At 49.7% G+C, this 26,905-nt stretch carries 24 protein-coding genes and 2 pseudogenes; 21 read left to right on the forward strand and 5 right to left on the reverse strand.

The window, feature by feature from the left end:
- The first annotated feature begins 421 nt into the window (after window positions 1-421).
- From BLV48_RS07685 to BLV48_RS07750, 15 genes and pseudogenes are all read left to right on the forward strand, one after another.
- On the forward strand, window positions 422-667 hold the full coding sequence (locus tag BLV48_RS07685) for a helix-turn-helix transcriptional regulator (protein WP_091825489.1): 246 nt from the start codon (window positions 422-424) through the stop codon (window positions 665-667).
- Window positions 657-1,508 carry a helicase RepA family protein gene (locus BLV48_RS07690; RefSeq protein WP_091825492.1) on the forward strand — a complete coding sequence of 284 codons (852 nt, stop codon included), beginning with the start codon at window positions 657-659 and terminating at the stop codon, window positions 1,506-1,508. Before BLV48_RS07685 ends, BLV48_RS07690 begins: the two co-directional genes overlap by 11 nt.
- Window positions 1,495-2,250 carry an ABC transporter ATPase gene (locus BLV48_RS07695; RefSeq protein ID WP_091825495.1) on the forward strand — a complete coding sequence of 252 codons (756 nt, stop codon included), beginning with the start codon at window positions 1,495-1,497 and terminating at the stop codon, window positions 2,248-2,250. The genes BLV48_RS07690 and BLV48_RS07695 overlap by 14 nt, the downstream gene beginning before the upstream one ends.
- Before the next feature lie 853 nt (window positions 2,251-3,103).
- Window positions 3,104-3,478 (forward strand): conjugal transfer transcriptional regulator TraJ, encoded by a 375-nt coding sequence (gene traJ, locus BLV48_RS07700; RefSeq protein WP_091825499.1) that lies wholly within the window; start codon window positions 3,104-3,106, stop codon window positions 3,476-3,478.
- Window positions 3,475-5,253, forward strand: coding sequence for a TraI/MobA(P) family conjugative relaxase (gene traI, locus BLV48_RS07705; RefSeq protein ID WP_091825502.1), 1,779 nt, complete (start codon window positions 3,475-3,477; stop codon window positions 5,251-5,253). The genes traJ and traI overlap by 4 nt, the downstream gene beginning before the upstream one ends.
- Window positions 5,254-5,506: 253 nt before the next feature.
- Window positions 5,507-6,277 (forward strand): P-type conjugative transfer protein TrbJ, encoded by a 771-nt coding sequence (trbJ, locus tag BLV48_RS07710; RefSeq protein WP_091825505.1) that lies wholly within the window; start codon window positions 5,507-5,509, stop codon window positions 6,275-6,277.
- Between the two features lie 10 nt (window positions 6,278-6,287).
- Complete coding sequence (trbK, locus tag BLV48_RS07715) at window positions 6,288-6,518, forward strand: entry exclusion lipoprotein TrbK (protein ID WP_091825508.1); 231 nt, start codon at window positions 6,288-6,290, stop codon at window positions 6,516-6,518.
- A 14-nt stretch (window positions 6,519-6,532) separates the two neighbouring features.
- A complete protein-coding gene (gene trbL / locus BLV48_RS07720) occupies window positions 6,533-8,143 on the forward strand; it encodes a P-type conjugative transfer protein TrbL (protein WP_091825791.1) in 1,611 nt (536 codons plus the stop codon).
- 12 nt (window positions 8,144-8,155) lie between these two features.
- Window positions 8,156-8,416: a hypothetical protein gene (locus tag BLV48_RS07725; RefSeq protein WP_091825509.1), complete on the forward strand. Its 261-nt coding sequence runs from the start codon at window positions 8,156-8,158 to the stop codon at window positions 8,414-8,416.
- A 362-nt stretch (window positions 8,417-8,778) separates the two neighbouring features.
- On the forward strand, window positions 8,779-12,702 hold the full coding sequence (locus BLV48_RS07730) for an esterase/lipase family protein (protein ID WP_091825512.1): 3,924 nt from the start codon (window positions 8,779-8,781) through the stop codon (window positions 12,700-12,702).
- A 385-nt stretch (window positions 12,703-13,087) separates the two neighbouring features.
- Window positions 13,088-14,246, forward strand: a pseudogene (locus BLV48_RS07735) (IS3 family transposase).
- Between the two features lie 197 nt (window positions 14,247-14,443).
- On the forward strand, window positions 14,444-15,112 hold the full coding sequence (locus BLV48_RS07740) for a hypothetical protein (RefSeq protein ID WP_091825515.1): 669 nt from the start codon (window positions 14,444-14,446) through the stop codon (window positions 15,110-15,112).
- Window positions 15,105-15,821: a Fic/DOC family protein gene (locus BLV48_RS07745; protein ID WP_091825518.1), complete on the forward strand. Its 717-nt coding sequence runs from the start codon at window positions 15,105-15,107 to the stop codon at window positions 15,819-15,821. Before BLV48_RS07740 ends, BLV48_RS07745 begins: the two co-directional genes overlap by 8 nt.
- Window positions 15,822-16,043: 222 nt before the next feature.
- Entirely contained in the window at window positions 16,044-16,214 is a 171-nt protein-coding gene (locus BLV48_RS18965) for a hypothetical protein (protein ID WP_175527620.1), read from the forward strand.
- Between the two features lie 214 nt (window positions 16,215-16,428).
- On the forward strand, window positions 16,429-16,911 hold the full coding sequence (locus BLV48_RS07750; RefSeq protein WP_479691120.1) for an integrase arm-type DNA-binding domain-containing protein: 483 nt from the start codon (window positions 16,429-16,431) through the stop codon (window positions 16,909-16,911).
- Between the two features lie 266 nt (window positions 16,912-17,177).
- Here the strand turns inward: BLV48_RS07750 and BLV48_RS07755 are convergent, their stop codons facing one another.
- Complete coding sequence (locus tag BLV48_RS07755) at window positions 17,178-17,531, reverse strand: hypothetical protein (RefSeq protein ID WP_091825521.1); 354 nt, start codon at window positions 17,529-17,531, stop codon at window positions 17,178-17,180.
- A 66-nt stretch (window positions 17,532-17,597) separates the two neighbouring features.
- On the opposite strand from BLV48_RS07755, the gene BLV48_RS19680 reads away from it, so the two are divergent.
- Window positions 17,598-17,909, forward strand: coding sequence for an integrase arm-type DNA-binding domain-containing protein (locus tag BLV48_RS19680; RefSeq protein ID WP_479691119.1), 312 nt, complete (start codon window positions 17,598-17,600; stop codon window positions 17,907-17,909).
- Window positions 17,910-18,040: 131 nt separating this feature from the next.
- On the opposite strand, the gene BLV48_RS07765 is transcribed toward BLV48_RS19680, so the two are convergent.
- Window positions 18,041-20,212, reverse strand: a complete 2,172-nt coding sequence (locus BLV48_RS07765; protein WP_091825523.1) for a methyl-accepting chemotaxis protein — start codon at window positions 20,210-20,212, stop codon at window positions 18,041-18,043.
- Window positions 20,213-20,520: 308 nt separating this feature from the next.
- Between BLV48_RS07765 and BLV48_RS19585 the strand changes: the two are divergent.
- Window positions 20,521-20,702, forward strand: a pseudogene (locus BLV48_RS19585) (hypothetical protein); the annotation flags it as partial.
- A 185-nt stretch (window positions 20,703-20,887) separates the two neighbouring features.
- On the opposite strand, the gene BLV48_RS07770 reads toward BLV48_RS19585, so the two are convergent.
- Window positions 20,888-21,796, reverse strand: a complete 909-nt coding sequence (locus BLV48_RS07770) for a LysR family transcriptional regulator (protein WP_175527621.1) — start codon at window positions 21,794-21,796, stop codon at window positions 20,888-20,890.
- Window positions 21,797-21,901: 105 nt separating this feature from the next.
- Between BLV48_RS07770 and BLV48_RS07775 the strand changes: the two genes are divergently transcribed.
- Window positions 21,902-23,014 (forward strand): FAD-dependent monooxygenase, encoded by a 1,113-nt coding sequence (locus BLV48_RS07775; protein WP_091825527.1) that lies wholly within the window; start codon window positions 21,902-21,904, stop codon window positions 23,012-23,014.
- A gap of 71 nt (window positions 23,015-23,085) precedes the next feature.
- Window positions 23,086-23,217 carry a hypothetical protein gene (locus BLV48_RS19465; protein WP_302847875.1) on the forward strand — a complete coding sequence of 44 codons (132 nt, stop codon included), beginning with the start codon at window positions 23,086-23,088 and terminating at the stop codon, window positions 23,215-23,217.
- Here the strand turns inward: BLV48_RS19465 and BLV48_RS07780 are convergent.
- Window positions 23,189-23,755, reverse strand: a complete 567-nt coding sequence (locus BLV48_RS07780) for an NUDIX hydrolase (RefSeq protein ID WP_422730693.1) — start codon at window positions 23,753-23,755, stop codon at window positions 23,189-23,191. The genes BLV48_RS19465 and BLV48_RS07780 overlap by 29 nt on opposite strands.
- A gap of 84 nt (window positions 23,756-23,839) precedes the next feature.
- Window positions 23,840-24,736, reverse strand: coding sequence for a LysR substrate-binding domain-containing protein (locus tag BLV48_RS07785; protein ID WP_217632974.1), 897 nt, complete (start codon window positions 24,734-24,736; stop codon window positions 23,840-23,842).
- A 146-nt stretch (window positions 24,737-24,882) separates the two neighbouring features.
- Between BLV48_RS07785 and BLV48_RS07790 the strand changes: the two genes are divergently transcribed.
- Both BLV48_RS07790 and BLV48_RS07795 read left to right on the forward strand, forming a co-directional pair.
- A complete protein-coding gene (locus BLV48_RS07790) occupies window positions 24,883-26,139 on the forward strand; it encodes an MFS transporter (RefSeq protein WP_091825530.1) in 1,257 nt (418 codons plus the stop codon).
- Complete coding sequence (locus tag BLV48_RS07795; protein WP_091825532.1) at window positions 26,129-26,737, forward strand: LysE family translocator; 609 nt, start codon at window positions 26,129-26,131, stop codon at window positions 26,735-26,737. The genes BLV48_RS07790 and BLV48_RS07795 overlap by 11 nt, the downstream gene beginning before the upstream one ends.
- Window positions 26,738-26,905: the final 168 nt, after the last annotated feature.

Genomic DNA, 26,905 nt, shown 5'->3' on the forward strand with positions numbered 1-26,905 from the left:
ACACTTAACCCTGCCTGTCATCTCCAACAGACTATGATGTTTATATTCTGGTGGTGCATTTTAGCCGCTAAAATTATGTCGGCTGTTTTTTGAGCAAGTTCCTGCCGACAAAGCATGCAGCTTGGCGTGCCAAACCTTACTTTGTTGTGCCAGTCAGTACAATCTTTGTTTATTTTTAGCATGTTCATTCTTATTGTTTTTGAGAGATTTTAGCGGCTAAAAATAATGTGCCGCTTTATTCTTTAGTGCTCGCGTTTGTTTTTATTTGGAAAGTTTAGCTTAACTTTTTATGCCTTTTTATTTTTTGTTTTTCGATATATCGGAATTAATTTTAAAGGTGAAAAATTAATTTTGTTTTTTATTTAAAAAATTATTTTTGTTGTTAGTATTAAAGTATCTTCTGGTCTTGGGAGGCAATTAAATGCAAGCAATGGCACATAAAACACTTATTAATAGAAAAGTACTTCTGGAAATGATCCCGCTTTCAGCACGGACAATCTACAACATGGAGCAGCGCGGTGAATTTCCACGCCGTATTGCACTAACCAGCAGAAATGTTGCCTGGGACCTGGCAGAGGTTGAGAAGTGGATTGAAGAGCGGAAGTCATCTGGCCTTCAGGCTATGCGGCCTGGTTATTTCATGGGAGGCCAACGCTGTGGCTCTTGATCTCATGTCTGCATTTACCGAAACGCCGCTGCCTATTGATTACGTATTGCCTAATATGGCTGCGGGAACCGTAGGGGCCATTGTTTCACCTGGTGGAGCAGGCAAGTCCATGCTGGCTCTTCAATTGGCGGCACAGATAGCTGGAGGGCCTGACTTGCTGGGCATTGGTGAGCTAGTCACCGGCTCTGTGGCCTATCTACCTGCCGAAGACCCGACAGCGGCTATCCATCACCGATTGCACGTTCTGGGAGCACACCTCTCGCCCATACAACAACAAGCAGTAGCCCATGGTTTGCTTATTGAGCCACTGATTGGCAGGTGCCCCGACATTATGTCTTCAGCGTGGTTTGACGGACTCAGGAAGGTTGCAGAGGGTAGACGCTTGCTGATTCTGGATACACTGCGGCGCTTTCACATCGAAGAAGAGAACGCCAGCGGGCCTATGGCGCAGGTAATAGGTCGAATGGAGGCCATTGCCGCTGAAACGGGCTGCTCCATCGTGTTTCTGCATCACTCCAGCAAGGGAGCGGCCATGATGGGGAATGGCGACCAACAGCAAGCCAGCAGGGGCTCGTCAGTGTTAGTCGATAATATCCGTTGGCAAGCCTATCTTGCCGGCATGACAGCCGGAGAAGCCGAAGAATGGGGCGTGGATGCTAACCAGCGGAGGTACTTTGTCCGTTTTGGTGTGAGTAAAGCGAATTACGGTGAGCCATTCTCGGAACGCTGGTTTAGACGGCATGAAGGTGGTGTGCTCAAACCCGCCATTCTGGAGCGCCAAAAGCGGCAGCAGTTTGTGAAGCCGAAAGCAGTGGTAGGGCTTGGTGATGACAATTGGTAACAAGGTCACTCCCACCAGCACTGCATTACAGGCGCGTGTGATGATCTATCAGCCCACTCAGCGTCCCCGAGAACGCAAGGGACAATGGATGGACACCTGCTTTGGTCGCTGTCGAGTCACCGGCAGGCTCGGACAGCGCCATGCCGACCTTGTGGAATCCATGCTGTACGTTGCCGAGCGGAAGCGGGATGTGTCGGATGGCGGAGTGGAGCTTCTGGTAGACCCTGCGAAGCTTCGTCGGACAATGTCCGATCATCAATACAGCCTTACCCAGATTGAGAAGCTGTTGGCTGAACTGCGGGCGGCGACCATCAATATAGAGACGCCGCAGTTTGATTTTCCCATTATCGGTGGCCTGATCGATCATGTCATACCCTCGCCAATGACTCGCCTGGATCCCCTGACGCGGGGGGAACGTAATTTGTGGCGTGTTCGGCTGGGAGTGGCTCTGGTTATGTTGCTAGAGCATGACTTATCTCTTCACTATCAGCCAGCACCTATCACCAGGCTTAAGCATGGGATCAGTCAAGCAGTCGCTCGCCATGTGCTGACCCATAAGCATGCCCCAGCCGGAGGCTGGCATATGGATACCCTGATCCGTGCCGTGTGCGGTGATGATGTCGCTGGCCAGGCCATGCGTGATGGGCGCAGACGGCTGAGACTCGATGCTACTGGGCTGGCCACATTGGGGATAGAAATCACTGATGAAAACAGAGTAACGCGTGGCACAGCCGCCCGATAGCGTGGTACAGCCGCCCGAGGGCGTGGCACAACCGCCCGAAAGCGTGGCACACCCGCCCGATTTTTTGCCGTTTTAGCAGGATCTTCAAGATCTCTCAGGATATTCAGGCGGCATAACCGCCCGCTTTATGCGAGCGTTTACACTTTAAGGAAAAAAGCTCTGCCGAGCTTTATTAAACGGCCTGCGGCCGTTGGTTTAACGCCAGGAGGTAAATGGCCCATACGGCTCAGTAACTCTTATTCCTTGGCGTTCAACCCGACCGAAGGGAGGAAATGATCAAGACACTTCGGTGTGTTGTTGCGTATGTAGATGCTGAAAGTGTCAATGAAACGGGTTTTTACAAACTTTATGCTCATTTAACTTATTAAAACTTAAGGGTTTTGTTTTTCTTCTGCACACGGCATCCCCGTTTTGTTGACATTTGAGGGGCGCAAGCTCCGGACTTTATTGGCATATGAGGAGCGGTGACCTGAGTAAATAAGGATACCGGGTGGAAAGCTGTGTATTCCAGTGTGCAGAACACAATAACAGCGCTACAGGAAAACGCTGTGAGAGCGCTATTTTACCGCTGTTGGAGCGCTACTGGATCGCTATAAATGCCGAGTTAACTGTGCATTCAGGCTGCTATGGCAGGAATACACAGCAAAAAACAGATGAAAACAAAGAAAAGCAGAGAAATGCACAGGGCATACACACAAAAACGAATGCTGAGGTGCGGGCAGGATGTGTGAAGTAGTCCCACCATGCAAGCATGGCGGAGCCTCTTCACTGGCCCTTATTCGCACCTGCGGTGCTCAACGTTCATCCTGCCCTGCTATAGCGCTTTGCTGGCAACTACAAAGAGGACATCAAGATGGAGGCACAGGAAAACAAAACAACCAGGAAGAGCTGTACCCCGATCAAGGTGTATTGCCTGCCGGAAGAAAGAGCTGTGATTGAGGAAAACGCCAGGAGGGCGGGATTGAGTGCGTCAACCTACCTGCGGGAGGTGGGGCAGGGTTATCAGATACAGGGAGTAACCGATGCCGAGCAGGTGCGCGAGCTGGTCAGGGTAAATGGTGATTTGGGCCGTCTGGGTGGGCTGTTAAAACTCTGGCTGATGAATGATGCCAAGGTGGCTGCGTTTGGACCCAATACGATACTGGCGCTTCTGCAGCGTATCGAAACGAATCAGGAACGAATGAGCCACCTCATGGAGTTCATTCTTCGGCCAAGGGCCGAATCATGATTGCCAAACACGTTGCCATGCGCTCACAGGGAAAATCCGACTTTGCCGGGCTGGTGAATTACATCACCGACAAACAGAGCAAGGAGCATCGGCTGGGCCAGGTGCGGTTGACCAATTGCGAGGCGCAGTCTGTGCGGGATGCCATTAGCGAAGTACTGGCAACCCAGTTTGCCAATACCAGGGCAAAGAGTGACAAGACGTATCATCTGATTGTCAGCTTTCGGCCCGGTGAGCAGGTAGATGCCAAAACCCTGGCCGACATTGAAGACCGCATTTGTGAAGGGTTGGGTTTTGGTGAGCATCAGCGCATCAGTGCCGTTCACAACGACACTGACAATCTGCATGTTCATATCGCCATCAACAAGATCCATCCCAAGCATAACACCATTTATGAGCCCTACTACTCACACCGAGCATTGGCTGAGCTTTGTGGTGCCATGGAGCAGGACTACGGGTTGCAGCAGGATAACCATATGCCGCGCCGGCAGGGTGCCGAGGCCCGGGCGGCAGACATGGAGCGGCATGCGGGCATTGAAAGCCTGATTGGCTGGATAAAGCGCGAGTGTCTGGACGAGCTGAAAGCGGCGCAGTCCTGGAGCCAGCTGCACCAGGTGATGAGTGCTAATGGTCTGGAACTTAAAGCACGGAGCAACGGACTGGTTGTGGTTGCCAGCAATGACGTAATGGTAAAAGCCAGCACCCTGGGGCGGGATTTTTCCAAGCCGAAGCTGGAAGCACGTTTCGGACCGTTTGAGCCAGGGCAAACGCAACAGGCCAGCCCCCGCCGAATGTACCGTAAAGAGCCGGTGCGGCTGCGGGTAAATACCACCGAACTTTACGCCAAATACAAGGCTGAGCAGGCGACAGCAACGGCTAACAAAACAGCGGCCCTGGAAGCGGCTCGGCAGCAGAAAGACCGAAGGATTGGGCACGCCAAGGTCAAAGGCAAAGCGAGGCGGGCAGCCATAAAACTGACCGGCAGTAGCAAACTGACCAAGAAGCTGCTTTATGCACAAGCCAGCAGTGCCTTGAAAGCCGACATTGATGCCATCCAGAAACAGTACCGGGAAGAGCGCACGGCCATTTATGAAGCCAACGCTCGGCGTACCTGGGCCGACTGGCTCAAGCAGAAGGCCCAACAAGGCGACACCGAGGCGCTGGCTGCGCTGCGGGCCAGAGAGGCTGCTCAGGGCCTTAAGGGCAACACGCTCAGGGGAGAAGGGCAGACCAAGCCCGGCTATACGCCGGTGATCGACAACATCACCAAGAAAGGCACCATCATTTATCGGGCTGGCTCCAGCGCTGTACGCGACGACGGCGACCGGTTGCAGGTATCCAGAGAGTCTGGCCAGGCGGCTGTGCAGAGTGCGCTCAGAATGGCGATGGAGCGCTATGGCAACCGCATTACTGTGAACGGCTCGCCGGAGTTTAAGGCAAGGGTGATCCGTGCGGCTGTGGATGGGCAGTTACCGGTTACGTTTGCAGATCCCGGCCTGGAACAACGCCGCCAGTCGTTGGCCAGGGGCCAGAGCAAAACCGATGCCAAAGCTCGAAGCAGACGCGCCGGAGTGCCACCAATCGGCCAGTGTCCGCCATCAATACGCCGTAACCAGTTGCAAGCCTTATCTCAGCTTGATGCATTGAGCTTTGAGCAACGCGCAAGCAGAGCGGCCATTCAGCCAAAACCAAGTGAGCAGGAGCAGCGCAAGGCCAGGCTACGAGCACAAATGGACGCCAAGAAAGCGAAAAGACAAAAGAAGGGGCGGTCACTGTAGCACCTTCTTTATTAACCCTCGGGAAGCCTAACCGTTCCCCAGGACAATGACACCGATGTTCAACAACTATGCGGCCGCGCGTTCTAACGGTGTCGCGCAGGTCGGACGCCGGGATAGTAAGTGACAAGCTATCTCAGTAGAGGTCCACATTCACCGCTGATTTTCAGCAGGGGTAGCGATCACCATCATTCTGGTAGCTCGCTACAGGTTGGTGGGTGCAACTTGGTCACGACAACACTAAGAGCACTCAATCATGCAAAGAGAACCAATTTTAGCGGCTAAAATGGCTGCGCTCGCTTTTTCAGTCGCCCTGATCACTCCTGTGCCCGTGCAGGCGGGTATTCCCGTAGTGGATAGCACCAACCTGGCGCAGAACACCATGTCGGCGATGGAGGCCGTTGCGCAGACCCTGAAGCAGATTCAGCAATACCAGACCCAGCTGCAGCAGTACGAAAACCAGCTGCAAAACACCATGGCTCCGGCTGCTTACATCTGGGATCAGGCTCAAACCACCATCAATGACCTGGTTCAGGCAACCAATACTCTTCAGCATTACAAAAATCAGCTTGGCAGCCTGGATGCCTATCTGGGCAAGTTTCAGGATGTGGCCTATTACCGGGGATCTCCTTGTTTTAATGGTTCTGGCGGCTGCACGCAGAGTGAAATGGCGGCAATGGAAGAAAACCGCCGCCTGGCGTCTGAGTCGCAAAAGAAAGCCAACGACGCATTGTTCAGAGGGCTGGATCAGCAGCAAGACAACCTGCAGACAGACGCGCGGCAGCTACAGCGTCTGCAATCTGCTGCCCAGGGTGCAGACGGACAGCTGGCGGCCATCGGCTATGCCAACCAGCTCGCCAGCAACCAGGCCAACCAGCTCCTGCAAATCCGTAGCCTGCTGATTGCTCAGCAGAACGCTGAAGCCACACAACGTGCAGCGGAAATGGATGCTCATGCCAGAGGCGAAGCGCGAGAGAAACAGCTTCGAACCTGGAGTTATCAACCCAGCTCAGCAGATCGTTACTAAGGAGGACGCCATGAAAAAAGTCATTCCATTTGTGGCCTTGTTTACCTTGGTAGGGTGCGGGCAGGAAACGGTGCCAGAGCCGAATGCAGCAAGCTGTGCGCCGGCCGCATTTCAGCAGGCCATCAGCGAGCTGAGAAAAGAGGTGAACCGGAAAGCCTTCACCGAGGCTTGCCGATCCTTCGAAAAAGCTCAGCAGATGCGCAGCTGGGAGTTCAAACCCAGCTCTCCGGACCGTTACTAATGGGAAGTTACAGCATGAAACAAATTGTCTTTTATGGCCTGGCCGCTCTTGTTGCATCGGATCCCGCAATGGCCCAGGAACTATCCAGCAGCAACATTATGGATGATGTGCTGGATCGCTATCATAGTGCTGTCTCAACCTGGGGGCCGGTCATTGAGGCGGCGGCGAGCCGTCTCTTTTGGGCCCTGGTGGTGATCTCAATGGTTTGGACCTTCGGCATGATGGCGTTGCGCAAGGCCGACATTGGCGAGTTCTTCGCGGAGTTGGTGCGCTTTACCATCTTCACCGGGTTCTTCTGGTGGCTGCTCACCAACGCTACACATGGGATGAACATTGCTGGAACCATGGTGGCATCTTTACAGCAACTTGGTGCCGAAGCCGGAGGCCTGGGAAGCAGCACTCTGGGCCCGTCCAGTATTCTGGATATGGGCTTTGAACTGTATGACCGGACGGTACAGGCCACATCGGAGCTGAGCTTGCAACAGTTCGCCACTGCGCTGATGATGGAGCTGATGGCACTGGCGGTATTACTGGTGCTGGCGATTATATCCGTGAACCTGCTATTGCTGTTGGTCGCCAGTTGGATACTGCTGTACGCGGGTGTGTTCTTCCTGGGCTTTGGTGGCTCTCGTTGGACCTCTGACATGGCGATTAACTACTACAAGGCCATTCTCGGTATTGCGGCTCAGCTGATGGCCATGGTGTTGCTTGTTGCCATTGGTAGAGATTTCCTCACTCATTACTACTCACAAATGAACGAAAACATGGCGTCCCAGGAGCTGGTGATGCTGGTGGTGTCGGTGATCCTGCTGTTCCTGGTGAACAAGGTGCCGCCCATGATCTCCGGCCTGGTATCTGGCGGCAGCGTCGGTGCAATGGGCATTGGTTCCTTTGGGGCCGGCGCTGCAATGGGGGCAGCCATGACAGCAGCCGGAATCGCCATGACCGGTGCCAAAATGGCCGGAGGTGCCATGTTGGGCGGTGCCGCTAATGCGGTAGGTGGTGCTAGTGCCATTAAAGCAGCCTTTACCAAGGCACAATCCAATATGTCCGGCGGAGACATGCCGAGCTTTGGCAGCGATAGCTCTGATGATGCTGGCAGTGATAACGCGAACACCGGTAATACTCCATTCTCGCAGGCAGCAGGCTTTACCGGTTCTGACCAGCCTGCTGGCTTCAGCTCTGGTGGTGGCTTTGGCCGTGCCGCTTCTTTGGTGGCTGGCACAGCGGGTGAGCTGGCAAAAGGGGCAGGATCAAAGGTGACCGGAAAGTTCCAAGACAAAGTAAACCAGACTGCCGGCGGACGTTTGGCGACCTTTATCCGCGAAGGCATGGAGCCGAAAGGCGATACCGGTGCCGGAGCAGACAGCCCTTCACCGTCGTTCGATAGCGATAGCTTGGGCGGTGGCAACGACGGCGGCTGGGTAAACCAAACAGGCGGCTTTGATGCTCTGTCTAGCGAGGACCAGGACAAGGCCCGCCAATCACACGCTGAGTGGCAAGAGCGAGACCCTGAAAAGCACACCTTCGACGTTGAGGACTACGTTTCGTATGCTCAGGAACGCCAGCAGGAGCGTAATGAAGAGGTTTCCGGCTTTGTGAACCGAGGCCAGCAGGCCACGTAAGGAGATACCACAATGACACAACGTAATTTCATGGCCGCTCTGGACATGCCCGATGAAGCCCGAGAAACCCACACAGAGAGCGCTTTTGTGCCGGTTATTGAAACATCGGTCGAAGAAGAGAAAGACACCGAGGCGGAGATCGCCGCCTTTGTTAACCGTCCTGATCCTACTGGTTGGGTGGAAGCATCAAGTAGCAACCGCATCAGCAATGACGAAGGAGCCGGGAATACCCTGTTTTCCGAAGCGGCCGGGTTTTCCAATACCGTTCTTTAAAAGCACATGGGCCGGTGATGGGGTACCGGCCCGTATTTTTAAATATCCATGTGTCAAATGGGTTCTACATGACAATCTATAGAAAATGATAAAGTATTGTACCCAATGTGATTACCAATATAACTTATTTCTAGACAGAAGTGGGTCAGTGATTCCTCTAAATTAGCAGAGAGTGGATTATCTGGTGTATATTAAAATTTCAACAAATTGAATTTAGAAATGACCCTACCTCTACTTGAGCAAGATACAATCACATACTTGTTAGTTAAATGTGTAGGCCCAACATGAAAACAACTCAATGTTTTTACATGGAATTTAAGTTATAATCCCCACATCTGTTCATTAGCATGAGATGACATTAAGTGGCTAATATAATAATCCTAGTTCATGGCTTAGGTGGAGAAAAGGACGGCACTTGGGGGAAGTTTCCTGAATTACTAGAGGAAGACGAAGAGGTTGCCTATCAAGTGTATTCTGTTGGCTATACAACGCCTATGCCAGAACTAAATAGACCTAAAACCTACTTAAAGATCTTAGCGCGAGCGCCCAGCCTATTAAATATCGCAAGTGGAATACTTACCGATATTGAGACTCATTGTGACTTAGAGAAAGATAATATTATTCTTGCGGGTCATAGTTTAGGAGGAATTGTTCTCAAAAAAATCCTTCTTATGTTAAAAAACCGAGGGCAAGCCCACAGTATTAAGAAGGTATGTTTTTTTGATGTTCCACACGAAGGTTCTGGATATGCAAATATTGGAAGGTATATAGTTTTCAGAAATAGACATTTGAAATCCCTTATAAGTAATTCGGTAGAATTAGATGACCTAAATGAGCAGTGGGTTGGAAGTCGCCTTAATAATGAATTAACCATCCAAAGCATTATTGCTGAGAATGATGACATTGTTTCTGCAATGAGCTCTAAAAGCATTTTTAGAGACCATTCTATCAAAACCATTTCGAATGCAAATCATAAGACAATAGTGAAGCCTGAAAGTGCTGAGTCGACAGTTTATAAAGTATTTAAAGATTTCATACTTAAAGAAAACACAGTTTCCAAGTATAATTGTTCAGCTTCAAGAGATATCCACGATTGGAAAAGTATAGAAGAACGAAATCATGCTTTTAATTATGCGAGTGACTCTCAACGCCAAAAAGACCTTCAAACTCTATCCTCCGCTTTAAAACAGGAACAAGTTATTATCAGGCTAGTTGGAGCTTCTGGGATGGGTAAAACTCGTATACTTTTAGAAGCTATCAAAGAAAACGAAGCTCTAACTGATGAACATATCCTTGTCTATAACGCACCAGAATATGAAACAAGAATAAAAGAGTCTGTTCGGGCAATGGTTGAGGAGGGAGCACACGGTTTAGTTATAGTGGAGAACTGTCTCACCGAATTACATAACGCTTTGGCTCGAGAGCTCCATAAGACGAAGTGTCCACTAAAAATAGTTACTATAGGTTACAGTGATGAGCAAGTAGATGACTCAAACTTCATCCAGTTAAAGCCAATGAGTGATGAGGCGATAATTCAGCTACTCTCACCGATCCTTATTAACTTAAATGAAAATGAAATTAAACGCATAGCTCAGTTTGCTGAAGGTTATCCCTTAATGGCAACTCTAATTGCAGAGCAGTATCAAAAAGAAGGTAAGTTGCTAGGTTCAATTGAGCAACATTCTATTGTAAAGAAACTAATCAGTAGTGATGGAAATATACAAGATGATGAGAAAGATATATTGACGGCTTGTTCTCTTTTTGATGTTTTCGGAACCACCGAAGGGTCTGCTGGAGAAGAAGCAAAATATATCGCGGAAAGTGTAGCTGAATCAAACTTAAAAACTTTTGATAAGGTGTTACGAGTATTCACAGCTAAACAAATCATTAATAGGGCTGGAAGGTACGCTAGAGTTGTTCCTAAACCTTTAGCCCTTACGTTAGCCTCTGATTGGTGGGAAGAAGCTTCGCACGAGCGTCAATCAAAACTGGTTGAAACTCTACCGGAATCTTTGTTCCAAAGCTTCTGCACTCAAGCTGTATATCTTGATAACCAGCCTAACGTTCAAAAGTTCTCTGACAAATTGTTCGGGCACAACAGTCCTTTTATGAAAGCGGAAGTGTTGCTTACCGAGAGGGGTTCACAACTCTTCCGCAGCTTCGTAGAGATTAACCCACAGTCGACCTGTAACTCATTGCACTATGTATTGAACCAGTTTAGCCATGACCAGCTTCTATCTGTTGGAGGCAATACCCGACGTAACCTGATTTGGGGGTTAGAAAAACTATGCTTCCACTCTCAAGTATTTGAGAAGGCTGCATGGTGTATGCTGTTACTTGCATCAGCTGAAAATGAAAGTTGGGGTAATAATGCGACCGGAATGTTCGCGCAATTATATAAATTACATCTTTCGGGTACTCAAGCTGAGCCAAAAATCCGTCTAAATGTACTAAGGAAAGCAGCCGCAGATAGAGATAGAGAATTTGATCTCATCATTGTCAAAGCATTAGAACAGGCTTTAAGGGTTGACGGAGGTACTAGAATGGTTGGTGCAGAGTATCAAGGTACCAAAGCTCCTTTAAAAGAATGGGCACCTCAGATTTGGCAAGAAATATATGACTACTGGCAGCAAGCAATGGACTTACTATTAGCGCTACTGGATAAAGATTCAGATTGTAATGAGCAAGTACGTAAAGTGGTAGGTCGCTCAATAAGGTTGTTTGTTCGCTATCAACGATTAGATATGATGGATGGAGCTATAAAAACCATTGTCTCTAAATATGGGCCATATTGGCCTGAAGCCTTATCTAGCATTAAGAACACTTTTGAATATGACTCAGACAACTTGACTGAAAAGGCCGTTGGCACTCTACGAGAATGGTCCAGCTTACTCAATCCTGATGATGCAGAGCTAGTAGATAAATTAAAAATCATTGTTATCAATCCGCCGACTGAACACCAAATGAGTGATGATGGTAATTATATAGATATTGCTGAAGAAAACGCTAAAGCTTTAGCAACATCAATTAGTGAAGCCCCTGAAGTTCTAGAACCACATTTATTGACTTTACTTCAGGGGGAACAGAGGCAGTCTTCTGCATTTGGTTACCAATTGACTTTAGAAATGAAAGCCCCCCAAGAGTTACTAGACCTAATTTTTAAGACGATGGCTACTATGGCTGATCCAAATATAAACTTACTTCTCGGTGTATTTAGAGGGGTTAGAGAAAGGTCTGTTGAACTTTGGAACCACAATATCGAACGATTAACTCTTGATAAGGAGCTTGTCCAATATTATCCACATTGCTTACGAACAGGCAGAATAGATAGCATGCATCTAACTACTCTATTAGAGCTAATTTGCAAGGAGCAATTGCCGCTAAGGAGTGCTGATTTACTTAGTTATGGCAGCGTTACTCGATACATTAGCCCATCGGAAATTGTAGACTTTTGCCTTGCCTTAGCAGAAATGTCAGCGCAAGCTAAATGGACAGCTTTAAACGTACTTTATATGTACTCCTTTGGTAATAAAGACACTTTCAACGAGCTTAGAGAGCCTTTCAAGAAGCTTGTTACGGAAGTTCCACTCCATAAAATGCAACAAGACAGCACAATGGATGTTTATCACTGGAAGGATATGACACAAAAGTTGCTAGTAGGCTATGATGAAGAGTTAGCTATCTCTCTAACTAAACAACTGATCACAGGCTGCAGCTATGGATATGAACATGGAAATATTTGGAGTAACATCAAACCAATCTTAAAACTTTTGATGTTGGAGTATGGCTCGATAGTTTGGCCGAAGTTCGCAGACGCTATTGTTAATGCAGAAGGTCTCGAATTATATTGGCTACAACAGCTATTAGATCGTGATTCAGGCTTGGTAGATAATTGTCCAAGTGTTTTGTCTGTTCTACCAATAAAAAACATAATTGACTGGTGTAAAGAACACAATCCAGATGGCCCTATATTTATTAGTCGATGTCTAAATATTTTTGAGGTGGAAGAAGACTCTCGAAAACCATCGGAACTGTTTATCGCAATTATAGAAAATTTTGGCTCAAATGAATATGTTACGAATGAACTTCACGCCAACTTTGGTAGCCGGGGTTGGATGGGTTCTCTAGTTCCATATTTAGAGGCTGACAAAGAAGCTTTAACTCCGTTACTAAGGCATGAAAAACCATGCGTATCAAACTGGGTAAATGAATTTATAAAAAAAATTAATGGAATGATTGAAGCGGAATCTCAAAAAGATGAAGAGAGAAACTTTAGGTCTTATTGATGGGTTCTCTTAATCTGAGGGCTGTTAGCATTTAGGTCAAACATACCCCGTGTTATCACGGGGTATTACTCCGGAAATTTCAAAGTTATAACAATTCAATGCTGATTGGTCTACTCGGTTTTTATCTAAGAGCAAAGCGAGATTCCTGTTTCGGGTTATCCCCCTTATTTTCACACTTACCTATAGATTGGTTTTAGTATGCTCAATTTAAAATCACAGGATGAAAAAATATTTTCTTTAAGTAGGTTTGGGGAAAAGCGAATTATGGTTTTTAGCAACAAGCGTCAGTACAACTAACTCTGACTCGATATTGGAGTGTAGGTGGTCTAATGCTCCCGGACACCATTTAAGGTGGTACAGTCACCACCGTAACAAGAGGTGGTGCATGACCAGAAAACGACGTTCTTTTTCATCCGAGTTCAAACTTGAAGCAGCCAGCCTGGTGCTTGACCAAGGGTACTCCATTGCCGAGGCCGGCCGTTCGCTGGATGTCGGTGAGACCATCCTCAGACGCTGGGTCCAGCAGCTTCAGCAAGAGCGCGAAGGCACCACGCCAGCCAGCAAGGCCCTGACACCGGAGCAACAGCGGATACAGGAACTGGAAGCCCGCATCAACCGGCTGGAGCGAGAGAAAGCCATATTAAAAAAGGCCACCACTCTCTTGATGCAGGACGAACTCGAACGTACGCGCTGATAGACCAGTTGAGAGGGCAGGAATCGGTTGAACTGGTCTGCTGCGTGTTTGATGTCGCTCCATCCAGCTTTTATGACTACCTGAAGCGCAAACGTACCGTGAATGTTCAGCACATCAGGCAGCGGAGTGAAGTGAACCGTTTGTTTACGGCCAGCCGGTCGTCTGCAGGCAGTCGCACCTTGATGCTGATGATGCGAGAGCAAGGACATCAGGTGGGCCGTTACCGGGTGAGAAGCCTGATGAAAGAGCTGGGGCTGATATGCAAACAACCCGGCTCTCATGCCTATAAAACGGCCACGGTTGAACGACCGGATATCCCCAACCGGCTGAATCGCGAGTTTACACCCGCTGCATCGCATCAATCCTGGTGTTGGGATATAACCTACATCTGGGCCGGCAACCGCTGGTGTTATCTGGCCGCCGTCGTGGATCTGTACCGTCGTCGGCTGGGCGCTCTCCCATCGTCCGGATGCCGAGCTGGCGGCCAAGGCGCTGGACATGGCTTATGAGCTGCGGGGACGACCATCAGGACTGTTGTTCCACTCAGACCAGGGCAGCAAATATGCGAGCCGCTTGTTCAGGCAACGGCTGTGGCGTTACCGCATCACACAGAGCATGAGCCGTCGGGGTAACTGTTGGGAGCGTCAGTGCCCCGATGGAGAGGCTGTTCCGCAGCCTGAAAACGGAATGGGTGCCAGCGACCGGTTACCCGTCAATGACGGAAGCCAAAAGAGACATCGGTGATTACCTGATGAACTACTACAACCGGCAGCACCCTCATCAATACAATGATGGACTGCCGCCGGCTCAGGCCGAACATCGGTCTGATTTACTGTCCGGGATTAGTTGACCACTACAAATATCCTATCCAAGATAGTAACTAAAACAGTTACTTATATCAGGTCTATGATTTGCAATGACGTATAACAATAGATGTCGGTCAGTAAGTGATTGAATGTTATGTAATTGATTGTAAATAAATAAGAAAATTGAAAAAACCAGGCTTTCTTGTTAGAATTGATTGGTGGTTTACTGGGGGATGTTTATATGAAACTTGAAACTCGTATGCGCCAGTCGATTCAACACCGTCATGGAGTTGTCCTATCTCGTTCGGATCTGGCTCCATTGGGAAGCAAGACCCAAGTTACACATGCGTTGAATGTGTTAGTGAAAAATGGTGAACTTCTTCGCCTCTCTCTAGGGATTTACGTTAAAGCCAAAAGAGCGGGAAATGATGTAAAAGCTCAGGGTAGTCTTGATGTTATCATTCGTGAAGTAGCCAACAAATTAGGCTTCCAGCTTCGCCAAAAAGACTTGTCCTTTGAGAAAGTAAATACCCCACAAGGTGAAATTATTGTTGAAGTTGATGCACCAAGAGTTAAGCGCAAGCTTATCATCAATGGGAAGACTATTTGCTTTCGTAGTTATAGCCGTAAGTCTGGCACTAAAAAGACAGCATTCAAATTGGCAAAGACCCCTCCTACCAAAGGGGTTGCTCGTTATGTAGCTGAGCTTGCTCGATACTATAAAGTATCTTACTGCTACAACGCGATGGATCAGTGGGCTGATGCTGTAACTCGCTTAGCTGGTGATGAGGTGATACATGATACCGTCGAAGATCTTCTTGTAGCTCTAAAACGAGCAGGGAAAATCACCAAGCAAGAAGTTGCTATGTTGTCAGTCAATTACCTGCGAGAACAAAAACAAAGTGTTTGATCCATTTAATGATTTTGAGCAAGTCGGTTATTTACGTAACTATCAAGGTGTAAAAGACCCTGCAATTGTTCGTCAACTTGAACATACAATGTTTCGTGCTGGTTTGGATGAAGCTTTAGTTTATTTAGCAGGAAGAGCGGACTTACGTTACGAAGATTTCTTGGAAGTTCACCGGATATTATTCGAAGCATTCTATCCTTGGGCTGGTCAAGATCGTGCAATTACTGCTCCTAATTGTGCGGTATCTAAAGCTGGTACGATGTTTTGCCATCCTCATCATGCACGATTAGCTATTGAGCAGGGCTTACGTCTCGGACAGAATGCAAAGTCTATGCGTCAGCGTCCTGGTGAGGTTATGGGCTTTTTTGCCTATGGGCATCCATTTCTTGATGGGAACGGACGTACTATGCTGATTGTTCACAATGAGCTTTGTCATCGAGCTGGCTTTTCGATTGATTGGCATAAAACTAATAAATCTGATTATTTAAGAGCTTTAAGCGCTGAAATTGAATCCCCATCAAAAGGGCTTTTGGATAACTACTTATTGCAGTTTATAGGTGGCATTCGAGTTCGAGAGCTTTGGGGGGAATCTATAAATGGTATTCGTGGTTTAGACGGTCAAAGTATAGAAGATTCTGTAGAAGGAGAGTACACAGACGAAGCAGTTGCTCAAAAGTATCAATCATTCGAGATGAATAGAGGTCTGTAACAAAACGTTGGGTGTACTGAGTTCAGCTCCGAACTGACAGTCGACAAGGCTTCTTGATATCCGCATTAAGTTTGAGCTAATCTTGGTTTGTATATGATGACAATGACAAAGCCCGCGAGGTGTTGGTGCACCGTTTGAGCGGGCTTAGTTATTTGTTGAACCTAACTCTGGTGCTGGCGATATGGTATGACTCCTGCCGAAGCATTTTAGAAGGGGGAAAGCATGCGAAGACTAACCTTCAATGAGCTTGAGCAGATCCATTTGGATATTATTCAATCCTCTGCCTGGGCAAAAGCTGAGCTAAAACGTCAACTTGGAGCAAAAAAACGGAATAAATCTGAGCATGGTATAGATGATGGTACCGCAAACCAGTTCAAATCTAACTTGCTGTAATAAAAGGTGGCTTTCCTCTTATTGATGTTAGAGTGGGAATGATCACACGTTAGGCACTAGCTGGTACTAACTGGCATTAAATAAAAATTAAGCTCATGTTTTCATGGGCTTTTTTGTTTTTGTGTCTGGCAGTGTTTGGCAACTGATGGCAGCGGGAAGCACCGCTTGAGCGTGGTATCCAAGGAGGTACTATTGAGACATGATGTCATGAGTGATGGCCTATACCATGCTGCGCAACCTCACGCCGAGGGATAAACTCTACAAGGTGAATGACAGGGATGGCCTCTATGTAGCTGTCACTCCTGCCAGTTCTATCTTATTCCGTTACAACTACTCGATCAATGGCAGGCAAGAGACAATCACCTTTAGCCGCTATGGCGTTGGGGGTATCACTCTGGCAGAAGCCCGTGAGCGGCTTGGTGAAGCCAAGCGGATGGTCGCCGATGGAAAGTCGCCAGCGAAGGAGAAGGCCCGAGACAAGGCGCGTGTTAAAGGGGCTGAAACCTTTGGTGCTTGGGCGGAAAAGTGGCTAAGTGGCTACCAGATGGCCGACTCTACCCGTGATATGCGCCGCTCGGTTTATACGAGAGAGCTGGAAACGAAATTCGGCAATCAGAAGCTTGCCAAATTCGGCCCGCACGACCTGAGGCGAACAGCCAGTACCTTGCTCCATGAAGCCGGTTACAACACCGACTAGATTGAGAAATACCTGGCGCATGAGTAAAAGGGTGTGAGGGCAATCTATAACAAAGCCGAGTATCGCGAGCAGCGCACAGCCATGTTGCAGGACTGGGCTGACATGATTGATGAATGGACTGCCTAAAAGTGGGTGGTCGTCATCTTTTTAAAGGTTAGATGGTTGCTAATTATGATATCTTTGATAGCATGATTAGCGTACATTGATGCCAAATTTCCATTCAAGGCCGCCCTCCGGCATCAATCTTTGATCTAGCCTATTATCTTCTAGTTGTACTTCAGATCGTAGGCAAAAATCTCCATTCTCTCAACTTGCCCATTAAGCTCATAGACACGGTCGAATTCATCGTAGCCAATGTCATCAATGAACCGAGCACCATTCCTGGACATTTCTTCGGATAGCAAAACCACCTGCTCATCGTATTCGCCATTATAGTAATTCAGAAACTTTTCGCACTGTGGTGTCATTTCATCGGCATCCACACTATCCTGGCACGCGGTTCCTAGCTCGTGAGCTCTTTCAACGGCCTTCGAGAAATTTGCAAAGTCAAAATCCTGGGCATAGGACATCGCTGGAATCATGATGCAGGTAACCACGACCGAAAATTTACGGATTTTCATAACAACCTCCTCTTCAACAAATCAGCAAAAGCATGATATCACGCGAAAACCGTGAAGCCGACATAGATGCATACCCTCCGTTACAACTACTCGATCAATGGCAGGCAAGAGACAATCACCTTTGGCCTATGGCGTTGGGGTATCATTCTGGCAGAAGCCCGTGAGCGACTTGGTGAAGCCAAGCGGATGGTCGCTGATGGGAAGTCGCCAGCAAGAGAGAAGACCCGCGACAAGGCGCGTGTTAAAGGAGTAGGCGTCGAAGAAGCCAACAACGCGATTCATTGCGTGGCTCCGGTGGGGGAAGGCAGAGTACGTCGATCAGGCGATGCGCAATATTCTGCCTTACGTTGGCTGATTGGCGAGGCCAAGTGTTATTAGTCGTTGCGACGTTTTAGTGAGGCGACAAGGCACCCCAGCCATTTTTTGCTCGGCCGCTCAACCTGATTTCAAAACCAGAAAGCCGCTACCGACGGAACAGAGGTAACGGGCTTTCTTTTATTGATTGCACGTCAGGCTGAAACCTGAAATCGCGACATTAGTCCTGTGAGATTACTCGCTTGCTCTGTCATCTGCGAAGCCGCTTCCGAGCACTCCTCGGCACCTAAACTGTTACGCTGCGTTACCTCATCTATCTGGGTGAGTCCGATGCTGACCTGTTCAATCGCCTGTGCCTGTTCCTGAGAGGCAGAGGCGATCTCGGCCACCAGGGATGAGACTTCCACTGCCCCCGCGACGATCTCAGCCAGCGCTCCGGACGTACTGTCGGTCAATTCCATGCCACGCAACGTGCGTTCGTTGGAAGCCTTAATCAGGGCAGCAGTTCGCCCTGCTGCTTCTGCGCTGCGGGCTGCCAGGTTGCGTACTTCATCGGCGACCACCGAGAAACCGCGACCGTATTCACCCGCCCGCGCAGCCTCTATTGCCGCATTGAGCGCCAACAGGTTGGTCTGCTCGGCGATCTCCTCAATCGTCTTGATGATATTGGTGATGTCCTGTCCTGAGCACTCGATTTCCTGCATCGCCCCATTAAGCACCTGCATCAGCTCGTTGCCTTTCTGAGCCATGGTTTCGGAACTTGCCGACAGCTGGCTGGCCCTTTCCGCATTTTGCGAGCTCTGTGTGATTTGAGCCGCCATCTCGGTGACGGCGGCAGAGATCTGCGTCGTCGAAGAAGCCGATGCCGACACCCCTTCAGACATGTTATAAGCCAAACCCGATACCCGGGTTGCGTTCTCATTAATCCGCTGCGATGACACCTTAACCTCTGACACCAGCTCGTTAAGATTCTGCACCATTCTCTGCAGAGCACTGCCCAGTTGGTCTTTATTAGAGGCCAGTTCCACAGTGAGATTCAGGTCGCCATTGGAGATCCGCTCCGCCACACCGACCTGTTTCTCCAAGCTGTCCGCCATGCGGTCCAACGCACCTGAAAGCTGTCCAACCTCATCATCCGCCTTGTGTCCCATACGCTGCGACAAGTCACCCGCACCGATGGTTCGCGCCAGCACGACAGCCTTACGAATCGGCGCAGCCAACGAGCGGGCGGCAAACCAGAGCACCGCAATCGCGATCAGCGACACGATAACACCGACGACGGACTGCATCAGCATGCTACTGCGACCCTGGGCCGTCATGTCGGTTTCCAATTGCCGGGCAGACGCCAGTACCACTGACTCATCGATCTTGAGCATTACCGACCAGGAGCGGCCGGTCCGCCCCATTTGGATAGGCGAAAGAACAGTAATAACACCCGACTCCCGGTCATGGTCGACCCAATTACTACCCTCTTTGATTTTTGCCAAGCCACCCTGCCAGTTATCGGTCATCACTGTTCTGAAATGCCCGCCGATCAAAGAGGGATCCTCACTTTCGGCGATCAGTAAGCCCTGATCGGTGATTATTGCCACTTCTCCCTGGCCCTCAAACAGTGCTTGGTCAACCTGCTGTGCGATCTCCTGGACAAAATTCAGGTCATAATCTGTACCCACCACGCCAAGAAATTCACCGTTGACCATGATCGGCACCGACATGGTGGCCAACCACACCTGCTTGCCCTGCACGACATAGGGCAGTGGGCCGATTATGCTCTCGCGGCCGGTTGATTTGGGGCCTTGGTACCAGCCGCCCTTAGCGACTCCGTTAGGATGTTTTTCAGACGAGTCATACTCAACCAGCGCCTGTACATTGATATCGCTCTCTCGGGTGCGCGTCCAGTAAGGTGTAAAACGGCCAGTAGAGATGTTGGTACCTGCACCGAGGGACCGGGAAAATGCATCCTCACCGTCGAGTGCATCCGGCTCCCAGCAGGCGTAAGTGCCATTAAATTCAGGATTATTCTTTAACACCCGAAGCAGTATGCTGTTGACCTGCTGACGCCCCAGATTCAGTCCCTCATCGCCATCGTTGCGCGCTTCAAGTGCCACGATAAAGGTGTCTGCCATGGTGCGGGCGGTATCCAGCGCAAGATCGAACTTCTCCTGCACCTCGCCGGCGTAATGTCCGCCCAGATTCTGAAGATTTTCCAGCGTGGTCGAGGTGGTTTGAGCGCTAACCCGTTCAAACACCAACTGCTGAGTGGAAGAGAAGCTGTACATACTGTACGCAACCAACAGCGCAGCCGTCAGTAGCAGGCAAACCGCCCCGATAAGGGCTATCTTCAACTGAATCGATTTGATTTTCATAGGCCAGGGCTCAATGGAATATAAAGGAAAGTGAAGAGAACGAGCCGGCGGCCCCCACTGCATCCTTACCCGGGCGTTTAATTTCTTTGGGCCGTCACGCGACTTGCGGTTCTATCCCTGGACTTGCGGTCTGTCTCTGAAAGGTGTCAATTACCATCATTCTACTTCACCTTCTGAACATCCCCCTCTGTACTAAAGAACTAAACAGCTCGTCCTTTAGTCGCCCAGCCACACGCGAGCGAGCTCGCATGAATATCGTTCAATGGAGTAGAGAGTCTCGATGGGAGCAGAAAAACCTGCTCCACTGTGCTTCCTGGAAAGGTCTGGATACCGTTGAATACGCCGCGCTGGAGTGGTTCAACAATCACCGATTACTGGAATCCATTGGCAACGTTCCCCAGCAAGGCGAGAAATGGCGTACTATCGCCAACTGGAGGAGCGGCCCGACTCAAGCAAAATGGTCTCCGGTAAAGCCTGGGCGATTCATTAGGGAAGCTGCGAATAAGTCCGCCGCATGGGATAATTCCTGCTGCATACGATTGAGGTCGCACCGATTACGGGTAGAGTCGGCGTGTGTAGTATCGTTGGATCAGCTGCACGGAAAGGAACTCTGTCCATGAAGCACTTCATCCGCATTTCTTTTCACGCGGTCCACAATGTCGGATGCTCAGTCAGTTAGGTGTCTTCCTTTTTGCATACACTCAAATGAGCGAGCGCCAACTGCAGGTGTTCCAGAAACGCCTTCACTTTGCTCTGTGGGTACTTTCTTCCGGAATAAAGCGCATATAGCACTAAATCCTCTGGTTCGCGGTTACAGTCAATTTTAACAAGGGATCCGTTGTCGATGTCTGATTGACAGGCATGAAGGGGTAAAATGGCGAAGCCAAGCCCTTTCAGTGCAGCGGCCTTGGCCATTTGGCCACTGTTCACCTTGTAGTTGGATCTAATTTGGACGGTTTGGTTCTGTTTAAACCGCCAAGGCGTTCCTTGGAGTACCGACATACTGGTAATGCAGGGGGCTTTGGTCAGTTCATCCAGCGATTGTGGCGATGGATGATGTTTCAGAAGTTCTGGTGCAGCCACCACACAGCTCGGCCATCGCAGGATTTCTTTGGCGACCCAGCTAGAATCTTCCAGTGGGCCACGTCCAAAACGTAATACCAAATCGAATCCTTCCAGTAGTCCGTCTGTTGGGTCCAGTTGGGTGTCACAACTGAGCTGTATTTGAGGATGTCGAATGCAAAAGTCCGCGAGAATATCAGCCATGAATGGGAGATCTGGTGTAATGATCTTCAAGTGTCCGGATAGGGAATCTCCAAATAGGGATACCTCTTCCAAGGTATGATCCATGGCTTGAGTGAGCGGTGTAATGGATCGATACAGCTGCTTACCGGCTGCTGTTGGAGTCATCCTACGCGTTGTACGTTCCAGCAGCCGCACATTAAGTTGTCGTTCTAGCAAAGCGACGTGCCGACTGACATTGGATGTTGGCAGCTGTAGTTGCTCAGCTGCGATCTTAAAACTCAGCCTTTCATAGACAGCCTGGAAGCACAGCAACCACTGAATTTCGACTTTCTCTATCATTGGTTATCCCAAAATATGAGATTAATAAAACGATAAAATCATATTTATCATAAATTTGGGTTTCATTACAGTCACTATCAAGTTGCATAAATCAGGAGAGAGTCGATGAGCAGAACTAATAAAATTGCCATAGTAGGTGCCGGTGTTGCCGGGATAGCACTGGCAATACTCGCCACGAAACGGGGCTGTCAGGTCAGCCTATTTGAGCGTGGCAGTACTGTCTCATCCATGGGTGCTGGTGTTACGCTATGGCCCAATGCCATGTTTGTCATGCAGCAGATGGGGCTGGGCAAGGAGGTCAAGCGTATGGGAGGCGCGCCAGGCACGATGCGTCAATTTGACCGGCATGGGGTCCTGCAAACTGAGTTCGATATCATGGCAGTAAACTCGCTCTGCGGCTTTCCCAGTGTGACGGTATTGCGGCGTGAGCTGATGAGTCTACTGGCCGGTGCGCTCGATGACCTAGGGGTGAAGATCAAGTTTGACTGCTCAATCACAGCAGCGGATGTGACGAAGTTAAGCCAGGAGTTTGACCTGGTAGTCGGGGCCGATGGGCGGATGAAGTCGGTCGTGCGCCAGACATTGTATGCGGAGAAAGTGACTCCTCGTTATCACGGATTTGTCAATGTCGTAGGAGTGAGCAGGCAGCGCGAGGGTGCTTTGGATAACTCTATTCATGACTTCCGCGGTCTAGGTGAGCGTTTTGGAATTGTCCCGGTGAATGATGGGTGGTGCTATTGGGCGGGAGCCTGGAACGCCGCTGTCGACAGGGAGCGGTCCGGGGCCCATTGGTACGAAGAGTTGAATCAGCGTTTTCGGGACTGGCCCGATCCAGTGCAAAATGTGTTGCAGTCCTGCGATAGAGCATCGGTTAATCACATTTTTGTTCATGACATTGATCCTCTTCCCTATTGGCATCAAGACAATGTCATAATTATCGGGGACGCGGCCCATGCTCCCTTGCCGACCTCTGGTCAGGGGGCATGTCAGGCGCTGGAAGATGCATGGCACCTTGCCCGCTTACTGATGGAGACCGATGAGCTGGAAGTCGCTTTGCAAGGCTTCTATCAACAGAGGAATGTTAAGACTTCTGCAGCCCAATTGGTTGGAAGACAGGTAGCTAAGAAGATATTTTCTGAACAACCTGAGCCGCTGCTGCCGGCATCCCATATTTCTGCTACTGAACTCAGCCAGTTCTGGATGCAAGGTTTAAAGTAGTTGTGACCTGCTCCCCACTTTCTAATCCATGAAGCTCTTAGTAATGTTTATCACAGAGAAAGAAGATGAACATGAAGAAGCGATTCACTGAAGAACAGATCATCCAGATCCTGAAAGAAGCGGAAGCAGGTGTGCCATCTATGTTTGTGCCAGCAATGGTGAGAATACTGGAGATCATGAGCCGTTCGTTTGTCCAAGGGTGATAGCGGCTGCTTGACGGGCGACCTTGGCGACATCGAGACTCAGGGCAAGGCCGGTATCGGTCAGTTCGTCGAGGCTAAACCACTTCGCATCAAGCGCATCGTCTCCAGCTACGGGCTCTCCGGCAATCCATTCACAAAGAACCGCAATCAGCACGAAGTGCTGATGTATCCGGCCGCTTTCGTCCTGGTCGAAGGCGTCCACAGCCGTGAATACCTGACGTGCACGACCTTGCACCCCGGTTTCCTCCAATAGTTCTCTGACGGCGGCAAGTTCAATCGATTCGCCAGCCTCTATTTTTCCTCCGGGGAAGCCCCAGCGGCCTGCGTCCGGCGGGTTGGCCCGGCGTACCAAGAGTATCTTTTCTTTGTGATAGACGGCGGCAATCGTAGCGGCGATTGGTCGAATGGTGGGGGTGTTCTCTGTCGTTGATAACATGTCAGCCTCGTTTGCGAGGCCAGCGAAGGTATGAGGCGTCAAAACCTGTCCCTTCGCCGGCATGATCCGATTCAGGCTCAAAGGGTCACTGTGCTGCAGCATCGCCAACAGTATTTCAGCCCCTTGGTGGGTGACCCCTCGGTAATGAGAAGCATATCAGGCATTTTCGAATGGCGCAGTACCAGGTTAGTAGGTCTGTCTTATTCCACCTGGAGCGACCTGATTGATCGTTTCGTGGTACAGAATTTCGCATAGATCTTGCGCTGCCGGGCTAGCATTCGAAGCACAGAGCAGCTTAAGGGCAGTAGGTGGGAGTTCGGGCAGATCAAATTTTTCGCCAATACACCTGATGTCTTTAGGCATGCCATGCTGGGTCCGCACTGCAAGACCGAGATTCGAACGAAGCGCGGCCCAGATGCCCGGAAGACTTGGTGTTGTTACTGCTGCTTTCCAGCGCTTACCCGCCTGATCGAGTGCGGCTAGAGCAGATTGTCGGAAGAGGCAGGGATGGTCGAATAGCACCAATGGTACCCGGTCATCGAGGGAATCATTCATAAAGCGCTCATGTGCCAACCATTGCATGGGAAGCTCACAAACGAGATCACCGTCACTGTTACCAGCGGAGCTTGCTGGGAAAAAGGCAATGGCACCATCCAGGCGGCCAGCCCGAACCTTTTCCGCAAGTACGTGATTTGGGCCAGCTTGAACCTCGACGTGTACTCCCGCGTGTTTGCGGGAGTATGCAGACAAGGCTGCAGGCATCACGTCCTCAAAGAAATCCTGTGGCAGGCCAAGCCTAACGGTGGCAGAAGTCGCCGTCGCGCCGAGTGCGAGTGCGGCTTCATCGTTGAGAGCGATAATTCGGCGGGCATACGCCACCAATACCTCTCCAGCTTCGGTTGGGACCAGATTTCTGCCCTTGCGGATGAATAGCTGTGTGCCAGCCTGCTGTTCCAGTTTTTTGAGTTGCATGCTGACTGCCGACTGTGAGCGCCCCAGTTGCATGGCTGCTCTTGCAAAGCTGTGCAGGTCAGTTCCGGCCACAATCGCACGTAGTGCATCAATGTCGAAAGCAATATTCACTTCAAAAATCCAAAACTATTATTTAAAATATATTCGATATTAAAAAGCATATCTCGGTGCTAGCATCGGCGTCAATCAGGAGTGACAGGCAGCTGAGTTGCCAATCAATTTTCCTCAAAGACTTAAGGTGCAAGAGTGAGATAGCCATGATGCTTCATAGAAAAGCCTCCAAAGGCTCGAATCCGGAGATGATGCCAATCGTATTTGCTGGTGGCTTTGTATTGGCCTTGGCCTTTGGGGTACGTGCGATCTTTGGTGGTGTTATCGAGCCGCTGTCCGACGAGCTGTTCGGTGGCAGAATCGAGGTGTTTTCGCTTTCAATCGCTATTCAGAATCTGGTGTGGGGGCTTGCACAGCCGGGCTTCGGAATGATCGCCGACAAGTTTGGTGATCGTCGTGCATTGTGGCTGGGCTTCGGTTTCTATGTGGTGGGAATGGTGGTTTGCGCCTTGGGTACGACACCCTTGGCTCAGCATCTTGGTGCCGGTGTGCTTGTCGGTATGGGGATATCCGGGACGGCATTCGGCGTCGTCCTGGCCGTGATTGGACGAGCCGCGCCCGAAGCCAGGCGCAGCCACTATCTTGGTATCACATCGGCCATTGGCTCCGCTGGACAAGTCATCCTGCCATTGCTGGCTTCGTGGTTGACGGAGTGGCTTGATTGGCGGCTTATGGTTGTTGTGATAACCGGAGCGCTTCTGCCTATGGCTCTGTGTATCCCTCTTCTGCGAGTGAACGAAGCACCATTGTCCGGTCGCGCTGAGTATGCTCCGGTCACTCAAACGGTTAGAAGTGCCTTTGGCCACACGAGCTATCTGTTGCTCAATATGGGTTTTTTCGTATGTGGGTTTCATCTCGCATTTATAACTGCTCATCTGCCCAATTACGTACAGCATTTCTGTGTCTCCTCGGCCTCTCAAGATGAATTGCGTGCTCTAGGGCTACAGGCACTGGCGTTGGCCGGTTTCGCAAACATATTCGGTACGCTGCTCGCCTCGCGCCTCGGCATGTTTTTTCCAAAACCCTACGTGCTTGCGGCAATCTATGCCCTTAGAGCAGTGGTCATCATCATTTTTATCTCTCAGCCAGTCACCCCGACCTCGGTGATGATCTTCGCCTTGGTCATGGGTGGGCTATGGCTTTCCACCGTCCCATTGACCAGCGCGCTGGTTCTGACCATGTTTGGCCCCCGTATAATGGGTACTCTGTTTGGTTTTGTATTCCTGAGTCATCAGCTTGGGGGCTTTGCTGGGGTTTGGCTCGGCGGTGTTTTGTTTGATCGTTACGCCAGCTACGATCAGGTTTGGTATCTTTCCATCGCCCTGGGCGTGTTGTCGGCAATTGCTCACCTGCTGGTGCATGAGCGTCCGGCTCCCCGAGTAGGTTTGGCGTATGACGGATAATCTCATTTTCATGTGGCTGGCGGCTTTTCCCCTGATGGGAAGTCCTGGGCCGGCGACACTGAGCCTTGCCGGTCTTGGTTCCGCTTTTGGATTCCGGACCGGTCTGCGTTATATGCTCGGCATCATTCTGGGAACAATCGTTGTGCTACTAATGGTCGCAACAGGTGTTACTACGCTGGTGCTTGCTCAGCCAACCTTGCTTTTTATACTGTCCAGTATCGCAGGCCTGTATATACTTTATCTTGCTGTAAAAATCGCAACGGCACCTGTAGGAAAAGTTACAGCTCCAACAGAAAGTGCGCCGAATTTTCTTCCAGGATTCAGCCTCGCAGTGGCAAATCCAAAGGCTTTTGCAGCAATTGGCGCGGTTTATTCGAGTCATAGTATTGTGGTTGATAACGTGATCGTCGACATGGTCTGCAAGCTGTTGGCACTAACCGTGGTTATACTCATTTTTAGTGTCGTCTGGCTTGCTTTTGGCGCTGCTTTTTCGAAGTACCTGAGGAACCCTGTCATCGGGCGTATGACAAACATTGTCTTTGCTGTCATGCTGGTTTTGTCGGTGGGTTCATTGTGGTTGCTACCAAAGGGGAACTAATGTTGCTGCGTATACCGAGAATCTGCTAAGTAGGCTGCCCAGCTCTACAGCTGCATGAAGGTACATTTGAGGCAGGCGTTGCCAACTTGCTGTACAGCAAGCCAAATTATTTCGTTTTAAATAATTTTCTTACATTATGGTTCTGAGCATGGGGTTTGTCATGAGAAG

It is taken from the genome of Marinobacterium iners DSM 11526, from assembly GCF_900107855.1.
Taxonomy (GTDB): Bacteria; Pseudomonadota; Gammaproteobacteria; order Pseudomonadales; family Balneatricaceae; genus Marinobacterium; species Marinobacterium iners.

Bases quoted from the DNA above. Each gene is read 5' to 3' on its own strand.
- BLV48_RS07685 (WP_091825489.1), top strand. From the start codon at position 422: ATGCAAGCAATGGCACATAAAACACTTATTAATAGAAAAGTACTTCTG.
- BLV48_RS07695 (WP_091825495.1), top strand. From the start codon at position 1,495: ATGACAATTGGTAACAAGGTCACTCCCACCAGCACTGCATTACAGGCG.
- traJ (WP_091825499.1), top strand. From the start codon at position 3,104: ATGGAGGCACAGGAAAACAAAACAACCAGGAAGAGCTGTACCCCGATC.
- traI (WP_091825502.1), top strand. From the start codon at position 3,475: ATGATTGCCAAACACGTTGCCATGCGCTCACAGGGAAAATCCGACTTT.
- trbJ (WP_091825505.1), top strand. From the start codon at position 5,507: ATGCAAAGAGAACCAATTTTAGCGGCTAAAATGGCTGCGCTCGCTTTT.
- trbK (WP_091825508.1), top strand. From the start codon at position 6,288: ATGAAAAAAGTCATTCCATTTGTGGCCTTGTTTACCTTGGTAGGGTGC.
- trbL (WP_091825791.1), top strand. From the start codon at position 6,533: ATGAAACAAATTGTCTTTTATGGCCTGGCCGCTCTTGTTGCATCGGAT.
- BLV48_RS07725 (WP_091825509.1), top strand. From the start codon at position 8,156: ATGACACAACGTAATTTCATGGCCGCTCTGGACATGCCCGATGAAGCC.
- BLV48_RS07740 (WP_091825515.1), top strand. From the start codon at position 14,444: ATGAAACTTGAAACTCGTATGCGCCAGTCGATTCAACACCGTCATGGA.
- BLV48_RS18965 (WP_175527620.1), top strand. From the start codon at position 16,044: ATGCGAAGACTAACCTTCAATGAGCTTGAGCAGATCCATTTGGATATT.
- BLV48_RS07750 (WP_479691120.1), top strand. From the start codon at position 16,429: ATGGCCTATACCATGCTGCGCAACCTCACGCCGAGGGATAAACTCTAC.
- BLV48_RS07755 (WP_091825521.1), bottom strand. From the start codon at position 17,531: ATGAAAATCCGTAAATTTTCGGTCGTGGTTACCTGCATCATGATTCCA.
- BLV48_RS19680 (WP_479691119.1), top strand. From the start codon at position 17,598: ATGCATACCCTCCGTTACAACTACTCGATCAATGGCAGGCAAGAGACA.
- BLV48_RS07765 (WP_091825523.1), bottom strand. From the start codon at position 20,212: ATGAAAATCAAATCGATTCAGTTGAAGATAGCCCTTATCGGGGCGGTT.
- BLV48_RS07770 (WP_175527621.1), bottom strand. From the start codon at position 21,796: ATGATAGAGAAAGTCGAAATTCAGTGGTTGCTGTGCTTCCAGGCTGTC.
- BLV48_RS07775 (WP_091825527.1), top strand. From the start codon at position 21,902: ATGAGCAGAACTAATAAAATTGCCATAGTAGGTGCCGGTGTTGCCGGG.
- BLV48_RS19465 (WP_302847875.1), top strand. From the start codon at position 23,086: ATGAAGAAGCGATTCACTGAAGAACAGATCATCCAGATCCTGAAAGAA.
- BLV48_RS07780 (WP_422730693.1), bottom strand. From the start codon at position 23,755: ATGCTGCAGCACAGTGACCCTTTGAGCCTGAATCGGATCATGCCGGCG.
- BLV48_RS07790 (WP_091825530.1), top strand. From the start codon at position 24,883: ATGATGCTTCATAGAAAAGCCTCCAAAGGCTCGAATCCGGAGATGATG.
- BLV48_RS07795 (WP_091825532.1), top strand. From the start codon at position 26,129: ATGACGGATAATCTCATTTTCATGTGGCTGGCGGCTTTTCCCCTGATG.